Source organism: uncultured Agrobacterium sp. (assembly GCF_913777885.1).
Classification (GTDB): domain Bacteria; phylum Pseudomonadota; class Alphaproteobacteria; order Rhizobiales; family Rhizobiaceae; genus Agrobacterium.
In genome coordinates this window covers 85,800-104,462 of sequence record NZ_CAJYTV010000009.1, presented here as the reverse complement: position 1 = coordinate 104,462, position 18,663 = coordinate 85,800, and the positions used below count along the sequence as shown (strand labels likewise).

Annotated in this window: 16 protein-coding genes; 4 read left to right on the top strand and 12 right to left on the bottom strand. The window is 57.1% G+C overall.

Annotation, left to right across the window (positions count from 1 at the left end; translation table 11 throughout):
• Positions 1–189: 189 nt before the first annotated feature.
• Positions 190–615: an organic hydroperoxide resistance protein gene (locus QZ869_RS07705; protein ID WP_296017204.1), complete on the bottom strand. Its 426-nt coding sequence runs from the start codon at positions 613–615 to the stop codon at positions 190–192.
• 350 nt (positions 616–965) lie between these two features.
• On the opposite strand from QZ869_RS07705, the gene QZ869_RS07700 reads away from it, so the two are divergent.
• Entirely contained in the window at positions 966–1,412 is a 447-nt protein-coding gene (locus QZ869_RS07700; protein ID WP_296017205.1) for a MarR family winged helix-turn-helix transcriptional regulator, read from the top strand.
• A gap of 140 nt (positions 1,413–1,552) precedes the next feature.
• On the opposite strand, the gene QZ869_RS07695 is transcribed toward QZ869_RS07700, so the two are convergent.
• The 6 genes from QZ869_RS07695 to QZ869_RS07670 all read right to left on the bottom strand — a co-directional run bounded on the left by QZ869_RS07695 (position 1,553) and on the right by QZ869_RS07670 (position 8,908).
• The gene (locus QZ869_RS07695) at positions 1,553–2,287 is read right to left on the bottom strand and encodes a L,D-transpeptidase (protein WP_296017206.1); all 735 of its coding nucleotides are present in this window, start codon (positions 2,285–2,287) and stop codon (positions 1,553–1,555) included.
• A gap of 197 nt (positions 2,288–2,484) precedes the next feature.
• Positions 2,485–3,369 carry a L,D-transpeptidase gene (locus QZ869_RS07690; RefSeq protein WP_296017208.1) on the bottom strand — a complete coding sequence of 295 codons (885 nt, stop codon included), beginning with the start codon at positions 3,367–3,369 and terminating at the stop codon, positions 2,485–2,487.
• 127 nt (positions 3,370–3,496) lie between these two features.
• The gene (locus QZ869_RS07685; protein ID WP_296073848.1) at positions 3,497–4,435 is read right to left on the bottom strand and encodes an alpha/beta fold hydrolase; all 939 of its coding nucleotides are present in this window, start codon (positions 4,433–4,435) and stop codon (positions 3,497–3,499) included.
• Positions 4,436–4,523: 88 nt separating this feature from the next.
• Positions 4,524–6,155: a cisplatin damage response ATP-dependent DNA ligase gene (locus QZ869_RS07680; protein ID WP_296103779.1), complete on the bottom strand. Its 1,632-nt coding sequence runs from the start codon at positions 6,153–6,155 to the stop codon at positions 4,524–4,526.
• A 2-nt stretch (positions 6,156–6,157) separates the two neighbouring features.
• Positions 6,158–7,168: a ligase-associated DNA damage response exonuclease gene (locus QZ869_RS07675; protein WP_296083499.1), complete on the bottom strand. Its 1,011-nt coding sequence runs from the start codon at positions 7,166–7,168 to the stop codon at positions 6,158–6,160.
• 219 nt (positions 7,169–7,387) lie between these two features.
• Positions 7,388–8,908: an MDR family MFS transporter gene (locus QZ869_RS07670; protein ID WP_296103778.1), complete on the bottom strand. Its 1,521-nt coding sequence runs from the start codon at positions 8,906–8,908 to the stop codon at positions 7,388–7,390.
• Between the two features lie 109 nt (positions 8,909–9,017).
• On the opposite strand from QZ869_RS07670, the gene QZ869_RS07665 reads away from it, so the two are divergent.
• A complete protein-coding gene (locus QZ869_RS07665) occupies positions 9,018–9,524 on the top strand; it encodes a MarR family winged helix-turn-helix transcriptional regulator (protein ID WP_296037117.1) in 507 nt (168 codons plus the stop codon).
• A gap of 37 nt (positions 9,525–9,561) precedes the next feature.
• On the opposite strand, the gene QZ869_RS07660 is transcribed toward QZ869_RS07665, so the two are convergent.
• Positions 9,562–11,013, bottom strand: coding sequence for a diguanylate cyclase (locus tag QZ869_RS07660; RefSeq protein ID WP_296103777.1), 1,452 nt, complete (start codon positions 11,011–11,013; stop codon positions 9,562–9,564).
• A 344-nt stretch (positions 11,014–11,357) separates the two neighbouring features.
• Here QZ869_RS07660 and QZ869_RS07655 point away from each other — a divergent pair, with 344 nt between their 5' ends.
• Positions 11,358–12,017, top strand: coding sequence for a glutathione S-transferase family protein (locus tag QZ869_RS07655; protein WP_296073836.1), 660 nt, complete (start codon positions 11,358–11,360; stop codon positions 12,015–12,017).
• Positions 12,018–12,071: 54 nt separating this feature from the next.
• On the opposite strand, the gene QZ869_RS07650 is transcribed toward QZ869_RS07655, so the two are convergent.
• Positions 12,072–13,076 carry an asparaginase gene (locus QZ869_RS07650; protein ID WP_296103775.1) on the bottom strand — a complete coding sequence of 335 codons (1,005 nt, stop codon included), beginning with the start codon at positions 13,074–13,076 and terminating at the stop codon, positions 12,072–12,074.
• Between the two features lie 74 nt (positions 13,077–13,150).
• Here QZ869_RS07650 and QZ869_RS07645 point away from each other — a divergent pair, with 74 nt between their 5' ends.
• On the top strand, positions 13,151–13,930 hold the full coding sequence (locus tag QZ869_RS07645) for a DUF3750 domain-containing protein (protein WP_296037126.1): 780 nt from the start codon (positions 13,151–13,153) through the stop codon (positions 13,928–13,930).
• On the opposite strand, the gene QZ869_RS07640 is transcribed toward QZ869_RS07645, so the two are convergent.
• The 3 genes from QZ869_RS07640 to betB form a co-directional block, all read right to left on the bottom strand.
• Positions 13,873–15,282: a chloride channel protein gene (locus QZ869_RS07640; RefSeq protein ID WP_296103772.1), complete on the bottom strand. Its 1,410-nt coding sequence runs from the start codon at positions 15,280–15,282 to the stop codon at positions 13,873–13,875. The genes QZ869_RS07645 and QZ869_RS07640 overlap by 58 nt on opposite strands.
• A 160-nt stretch (positions 15,283–15,442) precedes the next feature.
• Positions 15,443–17,095 carry a choline dehydrogenase gene (gene betA / locus QZ869_RS07635; protein ID WP_296103769.1) on the bottom strand — a complete coding sequence of 551 codons (1,653 nt, stop codon included), beginning with the start codon at positions 17,093–17,095 and terminating at the stop codon, positions 15,443–15,445.
• 88 nt (positions 17,096–17,183) lie between these two features.
• Positions 17,184–18,647 (bottom strand): betaine-aldehyde dehydrogenase, encoded by a 1,464-nt coding sequence (betB, locus tag QZ869_RS07630; protein ID WP_296103955.1) that lies wholly within the window; start codon positions 18,645–18,647, stop codon positions 17,184–17,186.
• Between the last annotated feature and the right edge of the window lie 16 nt (positions 18,648–18,663).

The window sequence follows — 18,663 nt, the reverse complement described above, 5'->3', positions numbered from 1 at the left end:
GGCGTACGGGGTTACGGTTTGATCTACGCCATCCTGAAATCAGAATGGACCGACTTCAAGCGATAGTCACACCAAGCGATAATCAAACGCTCAAACGTAGCGCGCAGTACTTTTCAAAAAAACGGCCGGTTTTAACAACCGGCCGCTTTGGAAAACGATAATGTCTCGACGAGTACCGTCTAAGACGATTTATTCCACGGAAACCGGCACTTCCGTAGAGGTGCGCAGGGCGTGGGAATAAGGGCAAACGATGTGCGCCTTTTTCACCAGGTCTTCGGCCGTTGCCTTGTCGAGGCCTGGAATATTGACCTTGAGCGACACGTCGATGCCGAAGCCACCGCCGTCTTCGCGCGGACCCACGCCAACGCTCGCCGTCACTGTGGTGTCATCTGGGATCTTTACCTTTTCCTTGCCGGCCACGACGCGCAACGCGCCGAGGAAGCAAGCAGAGTAACCAGTCGCGAAAAGCTGCTCTGGGTTGGTGCCGTGTGCGCCATTGCCACCGAGTTCTTTCGGAACGGTCAAGGTGACGTCGAGAACACCGTCTTCAGTCTTGGAATTGCCTTCGCGTCCACCACCGGTCGCCGTTGCCTTGGTCGTGTAAAGAATGGGCATGCCATGTACTCCCTTCGTTTGAGTTGGACTTCTTATAGCGCTCAATTCAATTGCGCACAATATAATTTTGCGCATTGAAAAAATTTTTATGGTCTGCGATAAGGTTAAGAAGATTACTCGGCCTTCGCATGCAGCAGGAACCGAGTGACGGGATAAAATGTTCCCTAGAGCGCTTCCCTCCCAAGCGGAATTGTTTCGCCGGAGCACAGCTTCGCAGAATGGACCAAACCGTAGCGATCAATCCCGCGGATCGCTGCAATGTTTGCATCCCTCACTGTGGAGACGGCTTCCGGCGAAGATTTCTCAAGCAGAGGATAAGCGCTTAACAGCGCATTCTGGAGCTCACGCGAATGGACGACGGGACGATGGAAGGCCTTTTAAGGCTGGACGTGCAGATATGTTTCGCGCTTTACGGCGCAGCCCATGCATTTACGCGGGCTTACAAGCCGCTACTGGAGCCGCTCGGACTCACATATCCGCAGTATCTGGTGATGATGGCACTTTGGGAAGAGGACAATGCGACCGTCAAGGCGCTGGGCGAAATGCTGGGTCTCGATTCAGGTACGCTCTCGCCTCTTTTGAAGAGGCTGGAACAGGCAGGACTGATCACGCGCAAGCGCGGCAAGAAGGATGAGCGTCAAGTGGTGATCAGCCTGACTCCAGCGGGGGCCGACATGAAGAAAAAGGCTGTTCACGTAATGCGCTCCATTGGCAAAGCCACCGGGTGCAGCCTTGAAGAGCTCGGGCAGATTCGGGATCGATTGAATTCTTTAAAACACAATCTATCGCGGGCATGACGGGCAGCCCGCTATTCCGGTCTATTATATATGTAGAGGTGCCTAGAGATCATTGACGGCCGGCGCGGCAACGATGCCCGTCTGTCAATTTATCACCCTCCGATGCGAAGGAGGGTGATAGATCGGTAAAATGATGCAGGTTACTGCCAGACGACAACGCGCGCCTTGTTCGGCACACGGTCATAAAGGTCGATAATGTCCTGGTTCATCAGGCGAACACAGCCGGAAGAAACCGCCTTGCCGATGGAATTCCACTCCGGCGAACCGTGCAGACGGTAAAGCGTATCCTTGCCGTTCTGGAAGATGTAGAGCGCGCGAGCACCTAGCGGGTTCTTCAGGCCCGGCTGCATGCCGCCATTCTTGGCAGAGTATTTGACCAGTTCGGGCTGACGCGCGACCATTTCGTCTGGCGGCGTCCACTTGGGCCATTTCTGGCGCCACTGGATAACGCCCTCGCCCGACCAGGCAAAACCTTCGCGGCCAATGCCGACGCCGTAGCGCATGGCCGAGCCGCCCGGTTCCACCACGTAGAGGAAGCGCGAACGGGTGTCGACAACCACCGTGCCCGGGCGCTCCCCGGTCGGATCCACGACACGCTGGCGATAATAACGGCGATCGATCTTCTGATAGGGTATTGCGGGGATGACGAAACCGCCATCTTCCACCGTGCCGTACATGACAGCGAGCTCGGCATCGGAAATACCGGACGAGAACATCTGGCGAAAATCATTCGCCACGCCGCCGGCGAAACCAAGCGGCTGCGTGCTGTCGTAGGGCGCGACACCGGATGATGCACAACCCGCCAGCAGCGACGCGGAAGAAAGGCCCAGAAGGGAAAGGAAAGTCCGTCTTGAAAGATCTGTGTCGGTGCTCATCATAAGTCCGGTTTTCTCACATCGGAGGCGAATGGGAAGGCACTGTGCAGAAGCGCTCAGAACCTGCCGTTCAATCTCGCCGTACGTCATTTGTTCCACGATAGATCAGCTATTGCTATAGTGGTTAAGACATACTGAAAGCCAGTTGCAGACGTGCAACATTTGGCGCGGCCTCATGCTTTCGTCGGCTGACGTGTTCAGATAACCACAATCGGTGCGCCCTGTGGCACGCGATCGTAAAGATCAATCACGTCCTGATTGAGCATCCTGACGCAACCAGACGAGGTCGCCTTGCCGACGGACTGCCAGTCCGGCGTTCCATGCACACGGTAAAGCGTGTCTTTGCCGTCCTTGAAAATGTAAAGAGCCCGCGCACCGAGCGGGTTGTTCAGCCCTGGAATCATGCCGCCCCTCGCTGCCGAGATAGACGCCAGCTCAGGTTGTCGCTGGACCATCTCGTCAGGCGGCGTCCAGCGTGGCCACTTGGCCTTCCATTGAATGGTCCCCCGCCCGGCCCATGCGTAACCGGAACGCCCCAGACCCACACCGTAGCGAACGGCCTTGCCGCCCGGCTGCACCAGATAGAGGAAATGCTGCTTGGTATCCACGACGATAGTGCCGGGCGCTTCCGCCGTCTGATAACCCACTTCCTGGCGAAGGAAACGCGGATCGATCCGGCTGTAGGGAATTGCGGGAAGCGTGTGCCCTTCATCCGACAGCACGTCATACATGGCGCGATGGAGCGGATTGGAAACAGGAATGCCGTATCCAAGCGTGCGATCACGGTAGGCAGGAGAAAGTGCCGGCCCGGGGCGCGCTGTGGTCGGCGGGCCGTAAAGTTGCTGGAACTGCGAGCGGAAGAGATCCGGAGGACGGCTGTTGATAGAGCCGGGTGTGGGCGGCAACGGGTCGCGTGGAATCGATCCGACATTATTGTAATTGAAGACGGGTGCTGTTTCGCGCACGAACACGTCGGCATTCATGCGACTGGTGTCGGTGATGAAGAGGCAGCCGGACAGCAAGGGCGCTGCCAGCAACACACAGGCAAATCGACGCAGGGTCTTCAGGGCAAATACAATCATCGAACCGCTTCAGAGATAAATCACTTGCGGCACAATGACTCGCGCGGCTGGCGCGAGGCTGGATAACCGAGGCCAGGCCCGTTTCTACGAACGGGATTGAGAGCCCGTGTGAACGTTTGCTCACTTCTCATGTGAAGGCATTGAAGAATTTGATGCTTTCATCGACCGCATGCGGAACGACACCATTATGCGTGCCCGGCAAAAGCTGGTGATCGATCTTCGTGCCAACAGACGTCGCACGCGACATGAGAAGCTCGTGATCGGCATCAAACGGCCGCTCTTGCGTTCCGCGCAACATCAATGTCGGGCATTTTAGACTATGACCGAAGCAGACAGAGGAGCGCATGATAAATTCCTGCGGATCGGTCTCGTCAAAGCAGAGCTCATCGGTATATCGGTTGAAGTAACGCCATGAATTGACACCAGCAGAGATGGGAACGGCTGCGCGAAACTTTCGCGTCATGGCGGCTAGGAGAGAGAGCGTGCCACCATTTGAGTGGCCAGCGAGGAAGAACCGGTCCTTGTCGATCCCGGGTAGATTTTCCAGATAGGCCGCAGCGGACAACGCGTCCGACGTCTCATCATAGAAACCCGAATAATTGCCCTGCTGGCCGTTTTCACCGCGAAAAGAGGGCAGCAGCACCACGAAGCCTGCCTGCCAGAATGGCTTCATCAACGCCCAGTGACCGTCTCCGGTCGCATTGCCGCCGTGCAGAAACAGAACAGCGGGTTTTAGCGTCTTTGAAGGCGTGTATTCCGACAGCCACGCAACCAGCTCGATGGAACCATTTGGCCCGCCGGGATATGTCACGCGACGCGCTCCGGGCGGCGTGCCGAGCGGCTCGGACTTTTCGGGCGCAGGCATTTTTCGCAAAAGATGTGTGTGAAATCTTTCTCGGGCCTTGGCGTAATCCTCACGCTCCAGCGGCAGGACGGGGGGCTGATCTACCTCGGAATGCGCGCCTTTGGGCAGGAGCGCTGCTGCGCTCAGTCCGAACGTTCCCGCAAGCAATGAACGCCGGGTTGGAGAAAAGGAAAAAGGCTTGTCGATGCGCTTGTCTGTCATTTTCTAAAATCCGATCAGCGTTGCACGGCTCAAGTTCACCACTGCACGATCTGCTTGTCTACTCAATGTTTTGTTTTCATGCATGAATTTATGCCGAACCTTCTCGCTCATCCACCATAGCCATCAATGTGGATAGCCGGTCTGCCTCTGAAGGAGGTTTGTCGGCCCGCAAACGAGCAATTCTTGGAAAGCGCATCGCCACGCCGGATTTGTGGCGGGCTGAACGATTTATGCCCTCGAATGCGACCTCGAGCACAAAGCCGAATGAGGGCGTTGCGCGTACTGCCCTGACAGGACCAAAGCGTTCAACGGTGTTGTCGCGCACGAACTTGTCCAGCACCTCAAGTTCAGCGTCGGTGAAGCCGAAGTAGGCCTTACCCACGGGCACCAACTGTTCGCCATCCTCGCCATCTGCCCAGACACCGAAGGTGAAGTCGGAATAATAGCTCGAACGCTTTCCATGACCGCGCTGGGCATACATCATCACCGCGTCTATATTGAACGGATCTCGCTTCCATTTGAACCACGGACCCTTGGCGCGACCCGCCTGATAGACGCTATCCTTGCGCTTGATCATCACGCCTTCTATCACCGGATCGGGCGGGGCCTTTCGCAAATCGTCCAGTTCCTGCCAATTGGAGAAGCCAACGAGTGGCGAGAGATCGAAGCGGTCATGCGGCGCAACTTCGATCAGATCACTCAGATATTTGCGTCGCTCCAGGTATGTCTGACCGCGAATATCATCCTCACCCTTGAACAGGAGATCATAGGCGCGGATGAAGGCGGGATAATCTTCCATCATTCGACCCGTCACCGTCTTGCGGTTGAGCCTTTGCTGCAGATCGGAAAAGGTTCTGGTGGCGCTGTTGGATCGCGCGTTACCGCCGATCAGAAGTTCACCATCGATGACGCCATCGAAGTTGGCAGCTTCCAATATGTCCGGGAATGCTCCGGAAATATCGTCGCCCGAGCGGGAATAGAGCTTTCGGATATCGCCCGAGCGAGACAGCTGGACGCGGATGCCATCCCACTTCCATTCGGCGGCAAAGTCCTTCGGATCCAGATTGGTCAGGTCGTTGTCGCCAACGGGCGTCGATAACATGACCGAATGGAAAATGGCGGGCGTTGCAAGAAGCGGACGCTCTGTTTTCCCTTCCAGCCACGCGAAGAGCGGCTCGTACGGCGGCGTCAGGCCGTGCCACAGGGTTTCGATTTCCGTGATATCCTTGCCCGCAAAATCCGCCAGCGCCTGTCGCGCAAGCCGAGCGGAAACCCCGATCCGCAGGCCGCCGGTCACCAGCTTCAAGAAAGCGAAGCGGGAGGATGTGTCCAGCCGATCAAGGAGATCGCGCACCGCTGCGCGCACTTGCGTCTTTGCGAGCGCATTGATCTGCGCCACGACTTCTCCAAGGCCCGGGTCATCGGGCTTGGGTTGATCGGCACTCTGGCTGGTGTCCCAGACCAGCGATATCGTTTCCGCCAGGTCGCCGACATAATCATAGGAATAGCGAAACAGCACCTCGTCCATGCGCTCCAGCACGAGTTCGCGCAGCATGGCGGGCTTGACGCTCTTCAGGTCCAGCGTCCCCGCGATCGCTGCAAGCCCATATCCACGATCGGGATCTGGCGTGTCGCGAAAGTAATCGGTCAGGAGCTTCAATTTACCGTTTCTGGACGGGGTCAGAACAAGCCGGTCGAGAAGGGTCGCAAAGGCTTTCACGCTTAATCTCCCTCATCTTCGTAACCGACGAGATGAAGCGGTCGAGCCGGAATTCCCTGAAGCTCGCACCAGCGTACCAGCGCTTCCTCGCGACCGTGCGTCACCCATACTTCAGACGGCGAAACTTCCTTGATGGTTTCCAATAGCTCGGGCCAGTCGCAGTGATCCGATATCACGAGCGGGAGTTCAACTCCCCCCTGCTTGGCGCGTTGACGCACCATCATCCAGCCTGAGGCAAAGGCGATCAGAGGCTCGTTAAAACGCCTTGCCCAGCGATCTTGGAATGCTGATGGCGGGCCGACTACGATTGCGCCTTTGAATTGAGACGGATTGCTTTTCTCTAGCGTGGCAGGACGCAGGTCGCCAAGATCGATGCATTGCGAGACATAATAATCGCAGAGCCTGGCAAGGGCACCATGGATGTAGACAGGCCCGGCATAACCGTTGTCACGTAGTAGCCGGAGAACACGCTGCGCCTTACCTAAAGAATAGGCACCGACAAGATGAGTCCGCTCCGGAAACTGACGGATCGACGTGAGCAGTTTGGCGATTTCGCGGCTCGGCGCCGGGTGGTGGAACACCGGAAGCCCGAAGGTTGCCTCGGTAATGAAAACATCGCAGGCGACCGGCTCGAACGGCGCACAGGTAGGGTCGACACCGCGCTTGTAATCGCCCGATGCGACAATGCGAGTGCCGTTATATTCGATAGAGATCTGGGCCGAGCCGAGCACGTGACCGGCAGGGTGGAAGCCCACTGTGACGCCATTGACTTCGATCGTCTGGCCGAATGCAATCGCCTGCTCGCTAGAGGTGAAATCCTCACCGTAACGCAGACGCATGATGTCCAGTGTCTGGCGGGTGGCCAACACTTTTTCATGCCCTGCCCGCGCATGATCCGAATGACCGTGGGTGATGAGCGCTTTGTGCACCGGCCTCACAGGGTCGATGTAAAAATCACCCACTGGACAGTAAAGCCCTTTCGGCGTCGGATTGAGTAGCTTTTCTGGTTTCATGAGCGTCGGGATCGGTCGGGATTTGCCAATGATATGATGCGCGCAATGAAAACGAACGGTCGGGAATAAGGTTCATTTCGACGATCGCCTAAGAGCAGCAAATGCGCACGTCACCGTGTCTTGGCCTTTGTGCGAAGAAAGCGTTCGAAACCGATTGTGCAGTCGAGACCCCCTGGGGTCCGGCATGTGACAAAGCAAAGCGTTCCGTCGGCACGGCCCTCATTCTTGCAGCGAGGGCTTTTCTGTGGCGACCGGCAGTCGGATATTCTTCAGCATCACAGCCGCGATCAGACCGATGAAGGCTGTTGCGGCAGCAGCAAGAAAGAGCGGTGTGAATGCGGCTGCATAGAGATCAGCGACCGCATGCTGAGAGTCCGCTGGCAGTTCCGCCAACATCTTCGGCGTCAGCTCCTGTATCCGCCCAACACCTGGGATATCGATACTCGGGCTATTCAGACTGGAGGAAATAACCGCACCGTAGATCGAGATTGCGAGCGCTGCACCGCCCATGCGTGTGAGAGAAACAGCCCCGCTTGCGGCACCCACATCCGCCCTGGAGGCAGAATTCTGCACTCCGATGATCGGCGCCTGCTGGCCAAGGCCGACACCAAGTCCCTGCAACAGCATCAGTCCTGCGATAATCGCCAGGGGTGTGCCGGCATGGACCTGCGACAGCGAGAGCATCGCCACCACCGCAATCGATAGACTGATCACGGAAAAGGGCTTGTAGCTGCCCGTCTTCGAGATCAACCTGCCTGCCGTCAGCGAACCCATGACGATGCCGCCTGTCACGGCGATGAAGAAAAGACCGGCCTGCGAAGGAGAAAGCCCGGTCGTGGTTTGCAGGAAGAGCGCGTAATAATTGACCATGCCGATGCCGAGACCACCGCTGACCAGTGAAATGATCATCAGCAGCGGAAATGTCGAATTCTTGAAGAGACGCAAAGGCACGACCGGCTCCGGCGCCCGCTTCTCCACCTGCACCCAGAAGAAGGCGCAGACCGCAGCGAAGGCGATGATGACAAGACTTTGCCAGGCGATCAACGATCCGAACAGTTCGGCACTGTCGGCCCAGAGCACGACACTGGAAATGGCGGCAGCGAGAAGAATGGCGCCGATATAGTCGATCTTGGGCTGACGGTCCGGTCGCCGATAGGGCAGAAGGAATGCGAGCCCCAGAACGACGATGATGCCAATCGGCAGATTGATGAGGAAGATGGAACGCCAGCCGAAGAGATCGCTCATCGTGCCGCCGAGGATGGGGCCAACACTGCCCGACGCCATGATGACGAGACTGGAATAGCTCTGGTAGCGAGCCCTTTCACGCGGGGCAAAAAGATCGGCATTGACGGAGAAGATGGACACCATGATGCCGCCGCCACCGAGCCCCTGGAGAACGCGGGCGGCGATCAGCGAGTTCATCGACCATGCAAGGCCACAGACCAGTGAGCCAACCGTGAAGATGACGACAGCGGAGATCATTACATACTTGCGACCGAAGAGGTCTCCAAGCTTGCCGTAGACCGGCATGACGGCGCTGGTCGCAAGGAGATAGGCGGACCCCACCCAGCCAAACCGCTCCAGTGCGCCAAACTCACCGACAATCGTCGGCAGCGCCGTGGAAACAATTTGATTGTCCAGCGTCGCCATGAACATGGCCAGCATCAGAAAAAGGAAAACTACAATCCTGCGGCGCGGGTCCGTGACGAGAGGAGCCGCAGGGTTCACCGACATGTCCATGAAAATGCCTCGCGTTATATGGCATTTTATGTGCTTATAGCATATATGTGTCAATAGCATCTTCTCATAGTTTGCTATAAACTGGAGTGCGGATGGAAGCGGGGCACCCATGAGCATGCAGAATTTGAAAAGCGCAGAGACTGACGAGACGACGCGAGATGACGTTCTCGCGATCAGTGATACCATGACACGTATGCGTATCATGATCGGCCGCCGCGTTATCGGTCGTATGGCCATCGCAAAGCTGTCACCGGAGCTGGAGCTGTCTCATCTGGACGTTCTCGACGTCGTTCATCGCACCGAGGGCGATGCGACCGTAGGCTCGATCGCGGAAGGCATGCGCCTCGATCCGTCGCGCGGAAGCCGTCTGGTTTCGGATATGGTCGGCAGAGGGCTACTGCGGCGGGACGTGTCACAGGAAGATGGCAGACGCAGTGTGATCGCCGTGACACCGCTCGGCCTCGATGTTCTGGATGACGTGCGAAGTGCAAAGATCGCCATTATACGCGATGTGGTCAGTGACTGGCCGGATGAGGATATTGCTGCCTTCGCGCAGCTTTTCGATCGCTTTATTGGGCGCTTCGAGACGCGTCTGTCGCCTGACGCGCGACTTTAGACGACTGACCTGCGGCCTCAGATGTCGCTATCGACCGTCATTTTCCTTTCAGGCGATCGCGGCTGTCGCGCTTTGCCCGGTACATGGCGGCATCGGCCTTTGCAAGAAGGCTTTCGGGCGTCTTTCCATCGTTGGGATAGAAGGCGGTCCCCATTGAACAGGTTACAGTAAGAGCGGTGGCCGATTGAGCGATAGGCTCTTGCACGATCCTGCGGATCTCCTCCAGCCGGGCCAGAATACCAGCCTCGTCATGGATTGGATTGCTGAAGATGATGGCAAATTCATCACCACCGAGACGCACTGCGACATCGGAAGCGCGAATGCAGGCGGTAATACGCTCGGCAAAGGCGCGTAGCACGTCATCTCCTGCTGCATGACCATAAACATCATTGATTTGCTTGAAATTGTCGAGGTCGAGATAGGTGATCGCGACAAGACGATTTTCCCGCTTCGCCTCGTGCAATACGCGGCGGAACTGACCCCAGAACAGATTGCGGTTCGACAATCCCGTCAGAGGATCGTGATGGGCCATGTAATGCACACGCTCTTCGGCGCGACGCCGATCGATAGCGATTCCGGCGATATTGGTCGCCATATCAATGATTTCTTTTTCCATCTCGGTGGGCATCCGAACCGATCTGGAATACAGCGCGAATGTTCCGAGCAGGACATCATTGTTGCCGAAAATGGGCGTGGACCAACAGGAACGAAGACCATGTTGCTTCGCGATATCGACATAATCGGCCCAAAGCGGGCTTTGAAACGTATCGCTGACATAGACCGCATCCCTGCGAAACGCAGCAGTACCACAAGAGCCGTTGTTAGGCCCCACCGGAACCCCGTCTACAGTGGACACATAGGCCTCGGACAATGAAGGCGCCGCTCCTGAACGCAAGATTAGTTTTTTCTCGTCAAGCATCAAAACAGAGCCGAAAACATTATCCAGCAACCCCTCTACCTCCTGAACAAGGGCGGTGAGTATGTCTTTGAGAGGCTGACCTTTAACAATCATTTCCAGTAGACTTGCGTGACTTCTGCGCATCGTTTCCTGGCGCTTGGCAAAAGTAATTTCCCGTGAAATTCCGGCAAGCCCAACCGGCGCGCCCGATTGGTCACGCAGGATGATACGAGTTCCCGCATACCAGCGTGTCGTCCCGTCCTCGCCAACCAAACGCTCTTCGGCATCGTATATATCACGATCTCCCGCCAAAATACGGCGGTCCAGCTTATCGATACACTCCGCAACGGGCTTTGAAGCCAGATCGAAAATCGTCAATTTACGACTGTTGAGATAATCCCGGCCAAACCCGAGGGACTCCAGCGCCGCAGCGTTCATATATTCGTATCGACCGGAACAGTCCTTGATGAAGACGAGTTCGGGAACATTATCAAGGAGGAAAGCCAGTTGATGCTTGCTCACGTCCGATAGGGACGTTTCCGTCGACAGCAACTGCGAAGTGGGCGGCGCCAGACCGTTTTTCTCACCCATTCCTAGAAATGCTCCTCAGATAAATTGATCCGGCAGCGCTCTTTGCTTCACATACCACCAAGAGCACGCCTATATTATGCAGAAATCCTTATAGAAAATTTGCTTACACAGAATTAAAAAAATTCATTGTAATAATAAATCCATGAAATCTGGGCATTCAAATTTCCGCTACATCATGCCGATCGATAGTTATTTGGCTTACTCCGGATTGAATTGATATTTGATAATTTTTTAGGGATTAAAGCTTGCAGACTGTTCGAACCTCCTCTCAGCGAAGGCGCCGTTATCACTGGATTTTGCAAAAAATGTCTCTAGTCTGCCGACGACGTTGAAGGGGCTTTGCAATGCTGACAATTTATGGTGTCTATCGTTCCCGGGCCACGCGCACATTATGGCTCGCAGAAGAACTTGATCTTGCTTTCAAACACGTACCTGTCATTCAGGCACGACGCCTGGCAGATCCGCTGGCCGACGATGCGCCGACCAATACGCTGACACCGTCCTATCTGGCGATCAATCCCATGGGAACGATACCGTGCATCGATGACGACGGCATGGTTCTCTATGAGTCCATGGCCATCAACCTATATCTCGCCCGCAAATACGGAACGTCCGTCGCCCCGACCGATGCGGCGGAAGACGCATATATGATGCAATGGTCTTTCTTCGCCGCGACCGAGATCGAAGCAAACGCCCTGAAGATTTCCTCCACCTTCGCCGAAGGACTGGCGGATACCGACAGCGGCAGGGCGGTCATCGACGTTGCAGCACGTATGCTGCGCCGGCCTTTTCGCGTTCTGGAACAGCATCTTGCGGACCGGGACTATCTGGTAGGCAACCGCTTTACGGTGGCAGACCTCAACGCCGCCGAAGTCGTGCGTTATGCTCAGGCTCATACGCCGATTTTCGATGCACATCCGGCCGTCAAAGCATGGCTGGCACGTTGCCAGTCACGCCCTGCATTCAAGGCCATGTGGGATGCGAGAACTGCCGAGCCATCCTGACAATTTCGCGCAAAGGGCGTGGTTCTACGATAACCGGCTCCCGCGTTTTTGGACTCAGGAAAGCGAAGACGTGACGCGAATATCGCCGACATGGATGCCGTTCCAGTTCTTCAAGGAGCGGTTCGCCATAGCATCGAGTGCCGCTCGTTCGGCACTATCGCTCTCAAAGTAGCGTGCCAGAAGAGACGCAATCATAGCTTCTGCCGCGCGCGTCGTTCCGTCTTCGCATTTGACCGCGATCGCCAATCCTTTTTCCGGAACAATACCAACAAAGACTCCTTCCGCGCCGGTCTTGGCGAAAATCTTACCCGGCGCGATCTCCATCAGCTTCGTGCAGGTTCTGCCCGTACCCGCCACATAAAAAGGTTCTGCCATGCAGGCCTCGATCAGACGGCGCGAGGCTTGAGCGCGTATCGGTTCAAGTCCGCGTCCCGTCGCCATCTTTGCAAAACCATGCGCCAGCGCCTTGAGCGGCACGGCATAGGCTGGGATCGAACAGCCGTCTACTCCGCAGCTGTCTTCGGCAATCGCCGTCCCGGTCAGGCTTTCCATCGCTGCGCGGATTTCCCGCTGCAATGGGTGGTCGCCATGAACGTAGCCACGGGTCTCGATCAGATTATGACTGCAAGCACAGATGAAGCCGGAATGTTTGCCGGAGCAGTTGTTATGCAGTGCTGTCGGCTTTTGCATGCGGCGAGCCTGCGCAATCAGCGCCTTCTGGTCGAGCGACCAATGTGCGCCGCATTCCAGGTCATCGACATCCTTGCCCGCCCTCGTCAGCATGGAGGCGGCAAGGTCCACATGCGCTTCCTCACCTGAATGCGAAGCACAGGACAGCGCCAGTTCGCGATTGCCGAAGCCGTAAGCATCCGCCGCGCCGCTTTCTACCATGAACAACGCCTGCATGGCCTTGCAGGCCGAGCGTGGAAAGACAGGGCGCTCGACCTCGCCTGCGGAAAAGACGATTTTGCCGTCCCCATCCACAACGACCGCCATTCCTCGATGACGGCTTTCGATGATGTTGCCGCGGGTTACTTCGACAGTCACGGGGTTGTGCATGATGCTGGCCTCAAAAAATTCGAAATGCGATCTCTATCTAACCAGATCGGTCACATGTTGCACGGGGCTCTCCATTGAAATTTGCCAAACGCTTTCTGGCTGCCGTCTTTTTCATCTATCTGCTGCCTGCGCTCGCTTCTGCGGGATTATGGGCAATGAAGGATCACCCGACCGGTTATCGCAATGCGCGCTGGTCTTCCGCCGGCATTCTGCCCGAAGCGGCTCTGGACAAGCCAGCCGCAATCTATGTCTATTCCGCCATGACGGGTGGCTTCAAAGGATCAATCGCCAGCCATGCGTGGATCGTGATGAAGCCGGAAGGCGCCTCGACCTATGAGCGTTACGACAAGGTGGGTTGGGGGTCGCCTATTCGTCGCAACGCCTATGCCCCTGATGCTTATTGGTATTCAAACACACCGAGGATGGTGCTGGAACTTCATGGCGAGAAAGCGCAGAGACTGATTCCGAAAATCCAGAAGGCGATTGCGGACTATCCCTACAGCAAGGCGGGTGGCTACCGTATCTATCCCGGTCCCAATTCGAATACCTTCATCGCGCATGTGCTGCGCAGTGTTCCGGAACTCGGCGTGGTGCTGCCGCCGGACGCGGTCGGTCGGGACTACCTGCCGAATGGCGAGTTCTTTCATATTGCCGATGACTGGAAGGATATGAGCGTCTCGCTGGGTGGGCTTTTCGGATTGTCCGCCGGTGTGCGCAGTGGCTTCGAGGTCAATTTTCTTGGGCTCGTCGCCGGGATCGACATTCAAAATCCCGGCATCAAAATCCCGGGCCTTGGCTACTTCGGCGTCAACTCGTTCGAACCGGCACCGGAGCGCAAGCCCGAAGCCGCATGAGCGTCACCCTCGTGATGCTCGGCTTCACTTGCGCGCCTTGCTCTTATGCCCTGGGCAATGAAGACGCGTGACAGACCGTGATAGAGCGGCTCGGGCGAAATCATGCGTGAGGTCAGGTAGCCCAGCATAGCCGCGGCCATAATAGCGATGACGCCATCATGATTGCCTGTCATCTCCAGGATGATGACAAAGGCCGTCATTGGTGCCTGAACGACACCGGCGAAATAGCCAGCCATGCCGAGGATGGCACCGAGCGCGATACTGCTGCCAAGAAGCGAAGATACCGTGCTGCCGAAACCCGCGCCGACGGACAGCGACGGCGCGAAGATACCGCCTGGGATACCCGATAGCATGGCGAGGAATGTCGTCATCAGCTTTTCGACGAAGAACAACAACGGCGCCGCCTGACCCTCAACCGCCGCTCTTGCCTGTTCATAGCCGGTTCCGAAGGTGGCGCCACCGCTCAGAACGCCAATGACAGCCGAGGCCAGGCCGCACACGCCGGCAACGATCAGCATGCGCTTCAATGGAACCGTATGAGCCCAGCGGCGGATACGTTGCGAGGCGCGAAGCGCGCCAGCGCTGAAAATAGCGCCCAGAAAGCCGCCGCCGATGCCGCAGAGCAGAACGAGGCTCCAGTCCTTGCCCGTCTGCATCAACACCGTGCTGGTGCCGAAATAGGTATAGCTGCCGACTAGACCGAGAGAGGCGAGACCGGAGAGAATGACCGCGGTCAATACCAAGCCATTGGCCCTCGACTGGTAGGACCGGCTCATCTCCTCGATGGCAAAGACGATACCGGCAAGCGGCGTATTGAAAGCAGCGGCGATACCTGCTGCCGATCCAGCGAGAATGAGGCCTCTCGCCTGCGCCATGCCACCCACGCGCGCCGCCAGGAGCATGATCGACGCACCGACCTGTACCGTCGGCCCTTCCCGGCCAATCGATGCACCGGACATCAGACCGACGACAGTGAGGGCGATCTTTCCAACGGCAAGCTTGATCGACAACAAACGAGACCGGTCTTCATCATGATGAAAATGGCGCGCAGCAATGGCTTGAGGAATGCCGCTTCCGCCGGAATTTGGAAACACCACCATGGCCAGCCACGCGCAGATGACAAAGCCAAGCGGCGTGATGACGAGCGGCAGGAGAAAGGCCCACTCGCCTGACGATGTCGTGGCGGCAAACATATGCTGCGCCCAGTCGGCGGCCTTTGCAAAGCCAACGCTGATCAGCCCCACCGCAATGGCTCCAAGCCAGAAAACGGCCCTGGGCTTCCAGATGCGCCATGAACCCCACATAACGCGGGATCGGCGTACCATTTTCATTTTTTTATAAGTGTCTGGCATGGCAAATTTCTGCATTTCAAAAGCTTGGTTTCTTATCGGTCCCGAAGGCCTCGATTGCAACCATGTCTTTGACAAATGCCATGCAAAGGCATTTTACGGCCCGCTCTCGATCATACGGAGACGGTTCCGCCTTGAGTAGAAACTGGCCTCATGGCCCCTCTTATCGATCGCTTACCTCGGCACGTGGATTGACCCAGGGCTCCTGGTTGGAGCGCGGCAGTGGTTGCCTTCCCAGAATGTGGTCTGCGGCTTTTTCCCCCGTCATGATCGACGGTGCATTGAGGTTGCCATAGGTCACATGCGGAAAAATGGAGCTATCGGCCACGCGCAGTCCATCGATCCCGATGACGCGACACTCCGGATCTACAACGGATAACGGATCGTCCTTGGCACCCATGCGGCAGGTGCCACAGGGATGGTAGGCGCTTTCCAGATGTTCGCGAAGGAACGCATCGATCTCCGCATCCGACTGGACCTTTTCGCCCGGCTGGATTTCCGGGCCGCGAAATTCGTCAAACCCCTTCTGGCTGAAGATCTCACGGGTGAGACGCACGCAACGGCGGAACTTTTCCCAGTCTTCGGCTTCACTCATATAGTTGAAGCGGATCACCGGGTCGTCCTTCGGATCGGAAGAGCGAAGCGTAACATTGCCGCGCGACTTCGACAGGTTGTAGCCCACATGCACCTGGAAACCGTGGCTCTTCGCCGCCGCCTTGCCATCATAGGAGATGGCAACGGGTAGAAAGTGGAACTGGATATCGGGCTGCTTCAATCCGGGTGCCGAGCGCAGGAAGGCGCAAGCTTCGAACTGGTTGGAGGCACCGAGCCCACCCTTGGTCATAAGCCACTGCGCACCCGCCACACCCTGCCAAAACCACGGCAGCCACGAGTAGAGCGATACGGGCTTGGTGGAGACCTGCTGGAAATAAAACTCCATGTGGTCCTGAAGATTGGCGCCGACGCCCGGGCGATCCACTTTTACGTCGATGCCCATATCCTGGAGATGCTGTGCCGGACCGATGCCCGACAGCATCAGCAGTTTTGGAGAATTGAAGGACGAGGCGGAGATGATAACCTCACGATTGGCCTTGATCGTCTCGACCACGCCTTTTCGTTCGATCTCGACGCCTGTTGCACGACCGTTTTCGATCACGATCTTTCGGGCGAAGCCATGCACCAGCGTGACATTGCCGCGCTTGAGAGCGGGTCTGAGATAGGCATTGGCGGCGGACCAGCGACGACCATCATGGATCGTCTGCTCCATCAGGCCGAAACCCTCCTGCTTGGAGCCGTTATAATCGTCCGTTAGCTCAAACCCGGCCTGGGCACCCGCTTGGATGAAGGCATGAAACAGCGGGTTCTTGACCGGACCGCGCTGAACATGAAGAGGCCCATCCGTCCCGCGCCAACCTGCCTCGCCGCCATGGCTATGCTCCATGCGCTTGAAGTATGGTAGAACATCCGCATAGGCCCAGCCCTGTGCTCCGAGTTCCTCCCAGCGGTTGAAGTCTTCGGCATGGCCACGAACATATACCAGACCATTGATAGAAGACGATCCGCCGATGACCTTGCCGCGTGGAGCGGTGATGCGGCGGTTGTTAAGATTGGGCTCAGGCTCGGAGAGATAGCCCCAATTGTAACGCTTCATGCTCATCGGCCATGCAAGTGCTGCCGGCATCTGGATGAAAGGACCGAAATCCGATCCGCCAGCCTCGATGACGATGACAGAATACTTACCGTCTTCCGATAGACGATAGGCCATGGCTGAGCCTGCGGATCCGGAACCTACAATGACGAAATCTGCCTGCTGCATCTGTTATCTCTCTTGGTGGCGATACCCTGCTTAAAAAGCGCGGGCTAACGGGACCGATTGGTCACTCCCCTGCTAGGGGAGTATCTGATCAATACGGAGCTTCGACTTTGCCGGTCGATACGTAGACCGTCTTCAACTCGCTATAATGATTGAGGGCTGCCGCCGAGTTTTCTCGACCAAAGCCGGATTGCTTGGAGCCGCCGAACGGCATTTCGACCGGGCACAGATTATAGGTGTTGATCCAGAGAGTTCCGGCTTCCAGCTGATCGACGACGCGATGCGCGCGTGACAGATCCGCAGTGAAAACGCCGCCTGCCAGGCCGAACTCCGTGGCATTGGCACGCGCGATGACCTCGTCCTCGTCATCGAAATCCAGCACGCACATCACCGGTCCGAAAATTTCCTCGCGGGCAATCGTCATGCCGTCCTTAACATCGGCAAAGACCGTGGGCTGGACGTAGAAGCCTTGGCCGGACACGTTGTTGGGGATGCCACCGCCGGTGACGAGTGTTGCGCCTTCCGCCTTGCCTTTTTCCATATAGGCCAGCACCTTTTCCTGCTGCGCTTTGGAGACGAGCGGGCCGATCTGGGTGGCCTCATTCATAGGGTCTCCGATGACCATGGCGTCGGTGCGGCTTTTCAGATTGTCGAGGAAGCGCTGCTTTGCGCCGCGCTGGACGAAGACGCGCGTCCCATTGGAGCAAACCTGGCCCGAAGAGTAGAAATTGCCAAGCATTGCGCCGCCGACTGCACTTTCGATGTCGGCGTCATCAAAAACGACGAGCGGCGACTTACCGCCGAGTTCCATCGTCACATGCTTCAAGTGCCCCGCAGCGGCCGCGGCAACCTTGCGGCCCGTCGGCACCGATCCGGTCAGCGATACCTTGGCGACATCTGGATGGTTGACGAGCAGAGGGCCGGTGTCGCGGTCGCCCTGGATGACGTTGAAGATCCCTTTCGGCAGTCCCGCCTCGATGAGGATTTCAGCAATCTTCAACGCACCGAGCGGTGTATTTTCAGACGGCTTGAACACCATGGCATTGCCCGCAACAAGCGCGGGAGCAGCCTTCCAGCACGCAATCTGTTGCGGATAGTTCCAGGCACCGATTCCAACGCAGACACCCAGGGGAACACGCTTGGTATAGGCAAAATCGCCGCCGAGCGGGATGTAGTCGCCGTTCAAAGCGGATGGGGCTATACCGCCGAAGAATTCAAAGGAATCCGCCCCGGACGTCGGGTCGGCGACGATGGTTTCCTGGATTGGTTTGCCCGTGTCGAGCGTTTCCAGTTCGGAAAGCTCTTGGTTGCGCTCGCGCATGATGTCAGCGGCGCGGCGCAGAATACGTCCGCGCGCCGTCGGGCTCACCGCGGCCCACTCTTTCTGCGCGCGCTTGGCCGAAGCGATCGCTCGCTCAACGATGGCAGGCGTTGCCGCGTGAAGGCGTGCGATGACTTCGCCGGTGGCCGGATAGATGCTTTCGATCAGCGTACCGCTCTCGTCTTCAACATAGTCGCCATCGATGAAATGCGAGGCTTTGGGTTGGGCTTTCAAAGTCATGATCATGTCC

Excerpts from the sequence above, each read along its gene's own strand:
- QZ869_RS07705 (WP_296017204.1), bottom strand. The coding sequence starts at position 615 with ATGCCCATTCTTTACACGACCAAGGCAACGGCGACCGGTGGTGGACGC.
- QZ869_RS07700 (WP_296017205.1), top strand. The coding sequence starts at position 966 with ATGGACGACGGGACGATGGAAGGCCTTTTAAGGCTGGACGTGCAGATA.
- QZ869_RS07695 (WP_296017206.1), bottom strand. The coding sequence starts at position 2,287 with ATGAGCACCGACACAGATCTTTCAAGACGGACTTTCCTTTCCCTTCTG.
- QZ869_RS07690 (WP_296017208.1), bottom strand. The coding sequence starts at position 3,369 with ATGATTGTATTTGCCCTGAAGACCCTGCGTCGATTTGCCTGTGTGTTG.
- QZ869_RS07685 (WP_296073848.1), bottom strand. The coding sequence starts at position 4,435 with ATGACAGACAAGCGCATCGACAAGCCTTTTTCCTTTTCTCCAACCCGG.
- QZ869_RS07675 (WP_296083499.1), bottom strand. The coding sequence starts at position 7,168 with ATGAAACCAGAAAAGCTACTCAATCCGACGCCGAAAGGGCTTTACTGT.
- QZ869_RS07670 (WP_296103778.1), bottom strand. The coding sequence starts at position 8,908 with ATGGACATGTCGGTGAACCCTGCGGCTCCTCTCGTCACGGACCCGCGC.
- QZ869_RS07665 (WP_296037117.1), top strand. The coding sequence starts at position 9,018 with ATGAGCATGCAGAATTTGAAAAGCGCAGAGACTGACGAGACGACGCGA.
- QZ869_RS07660 (WP_296103777.1), bottom strand. The coding sequence starts at position 11,013 with ATGGGTGAGAAAAACGGTCTGGCGCCGCCCACTTCGCAGTTGCTGTCG.
- QZ869_RS07655 (WP_296073836.1), top strand. The coding sequence starts at position 11,358 with ATGCTGACAATTTATGGTGTCTATCGTTCCCGGGCCACGCGCACATTA.
- QZ869_RS07650 (WP_296103775.1), bottom strand. The coding sequence starts at position 13,076 with ATGCACAACCCCGTGACTGTCGAAGTAACCCGCGGCAACATCATCGAA.
- QZ869_RS07640 (WP_296103772.1), bottom strand. The coding sequence starts at position 15,282 with ATGCCAGACACTTATAAAAAAATGAAAATGGTACGCCGATCCCGCGTT.
- betA (WP_296103769.1), bottom strand. The coding sequence starts at position 17,095 with ATGCAGCAGGCAGATTTCGTCATTGTAGGTTCCGGATCCGCAGGCTCA.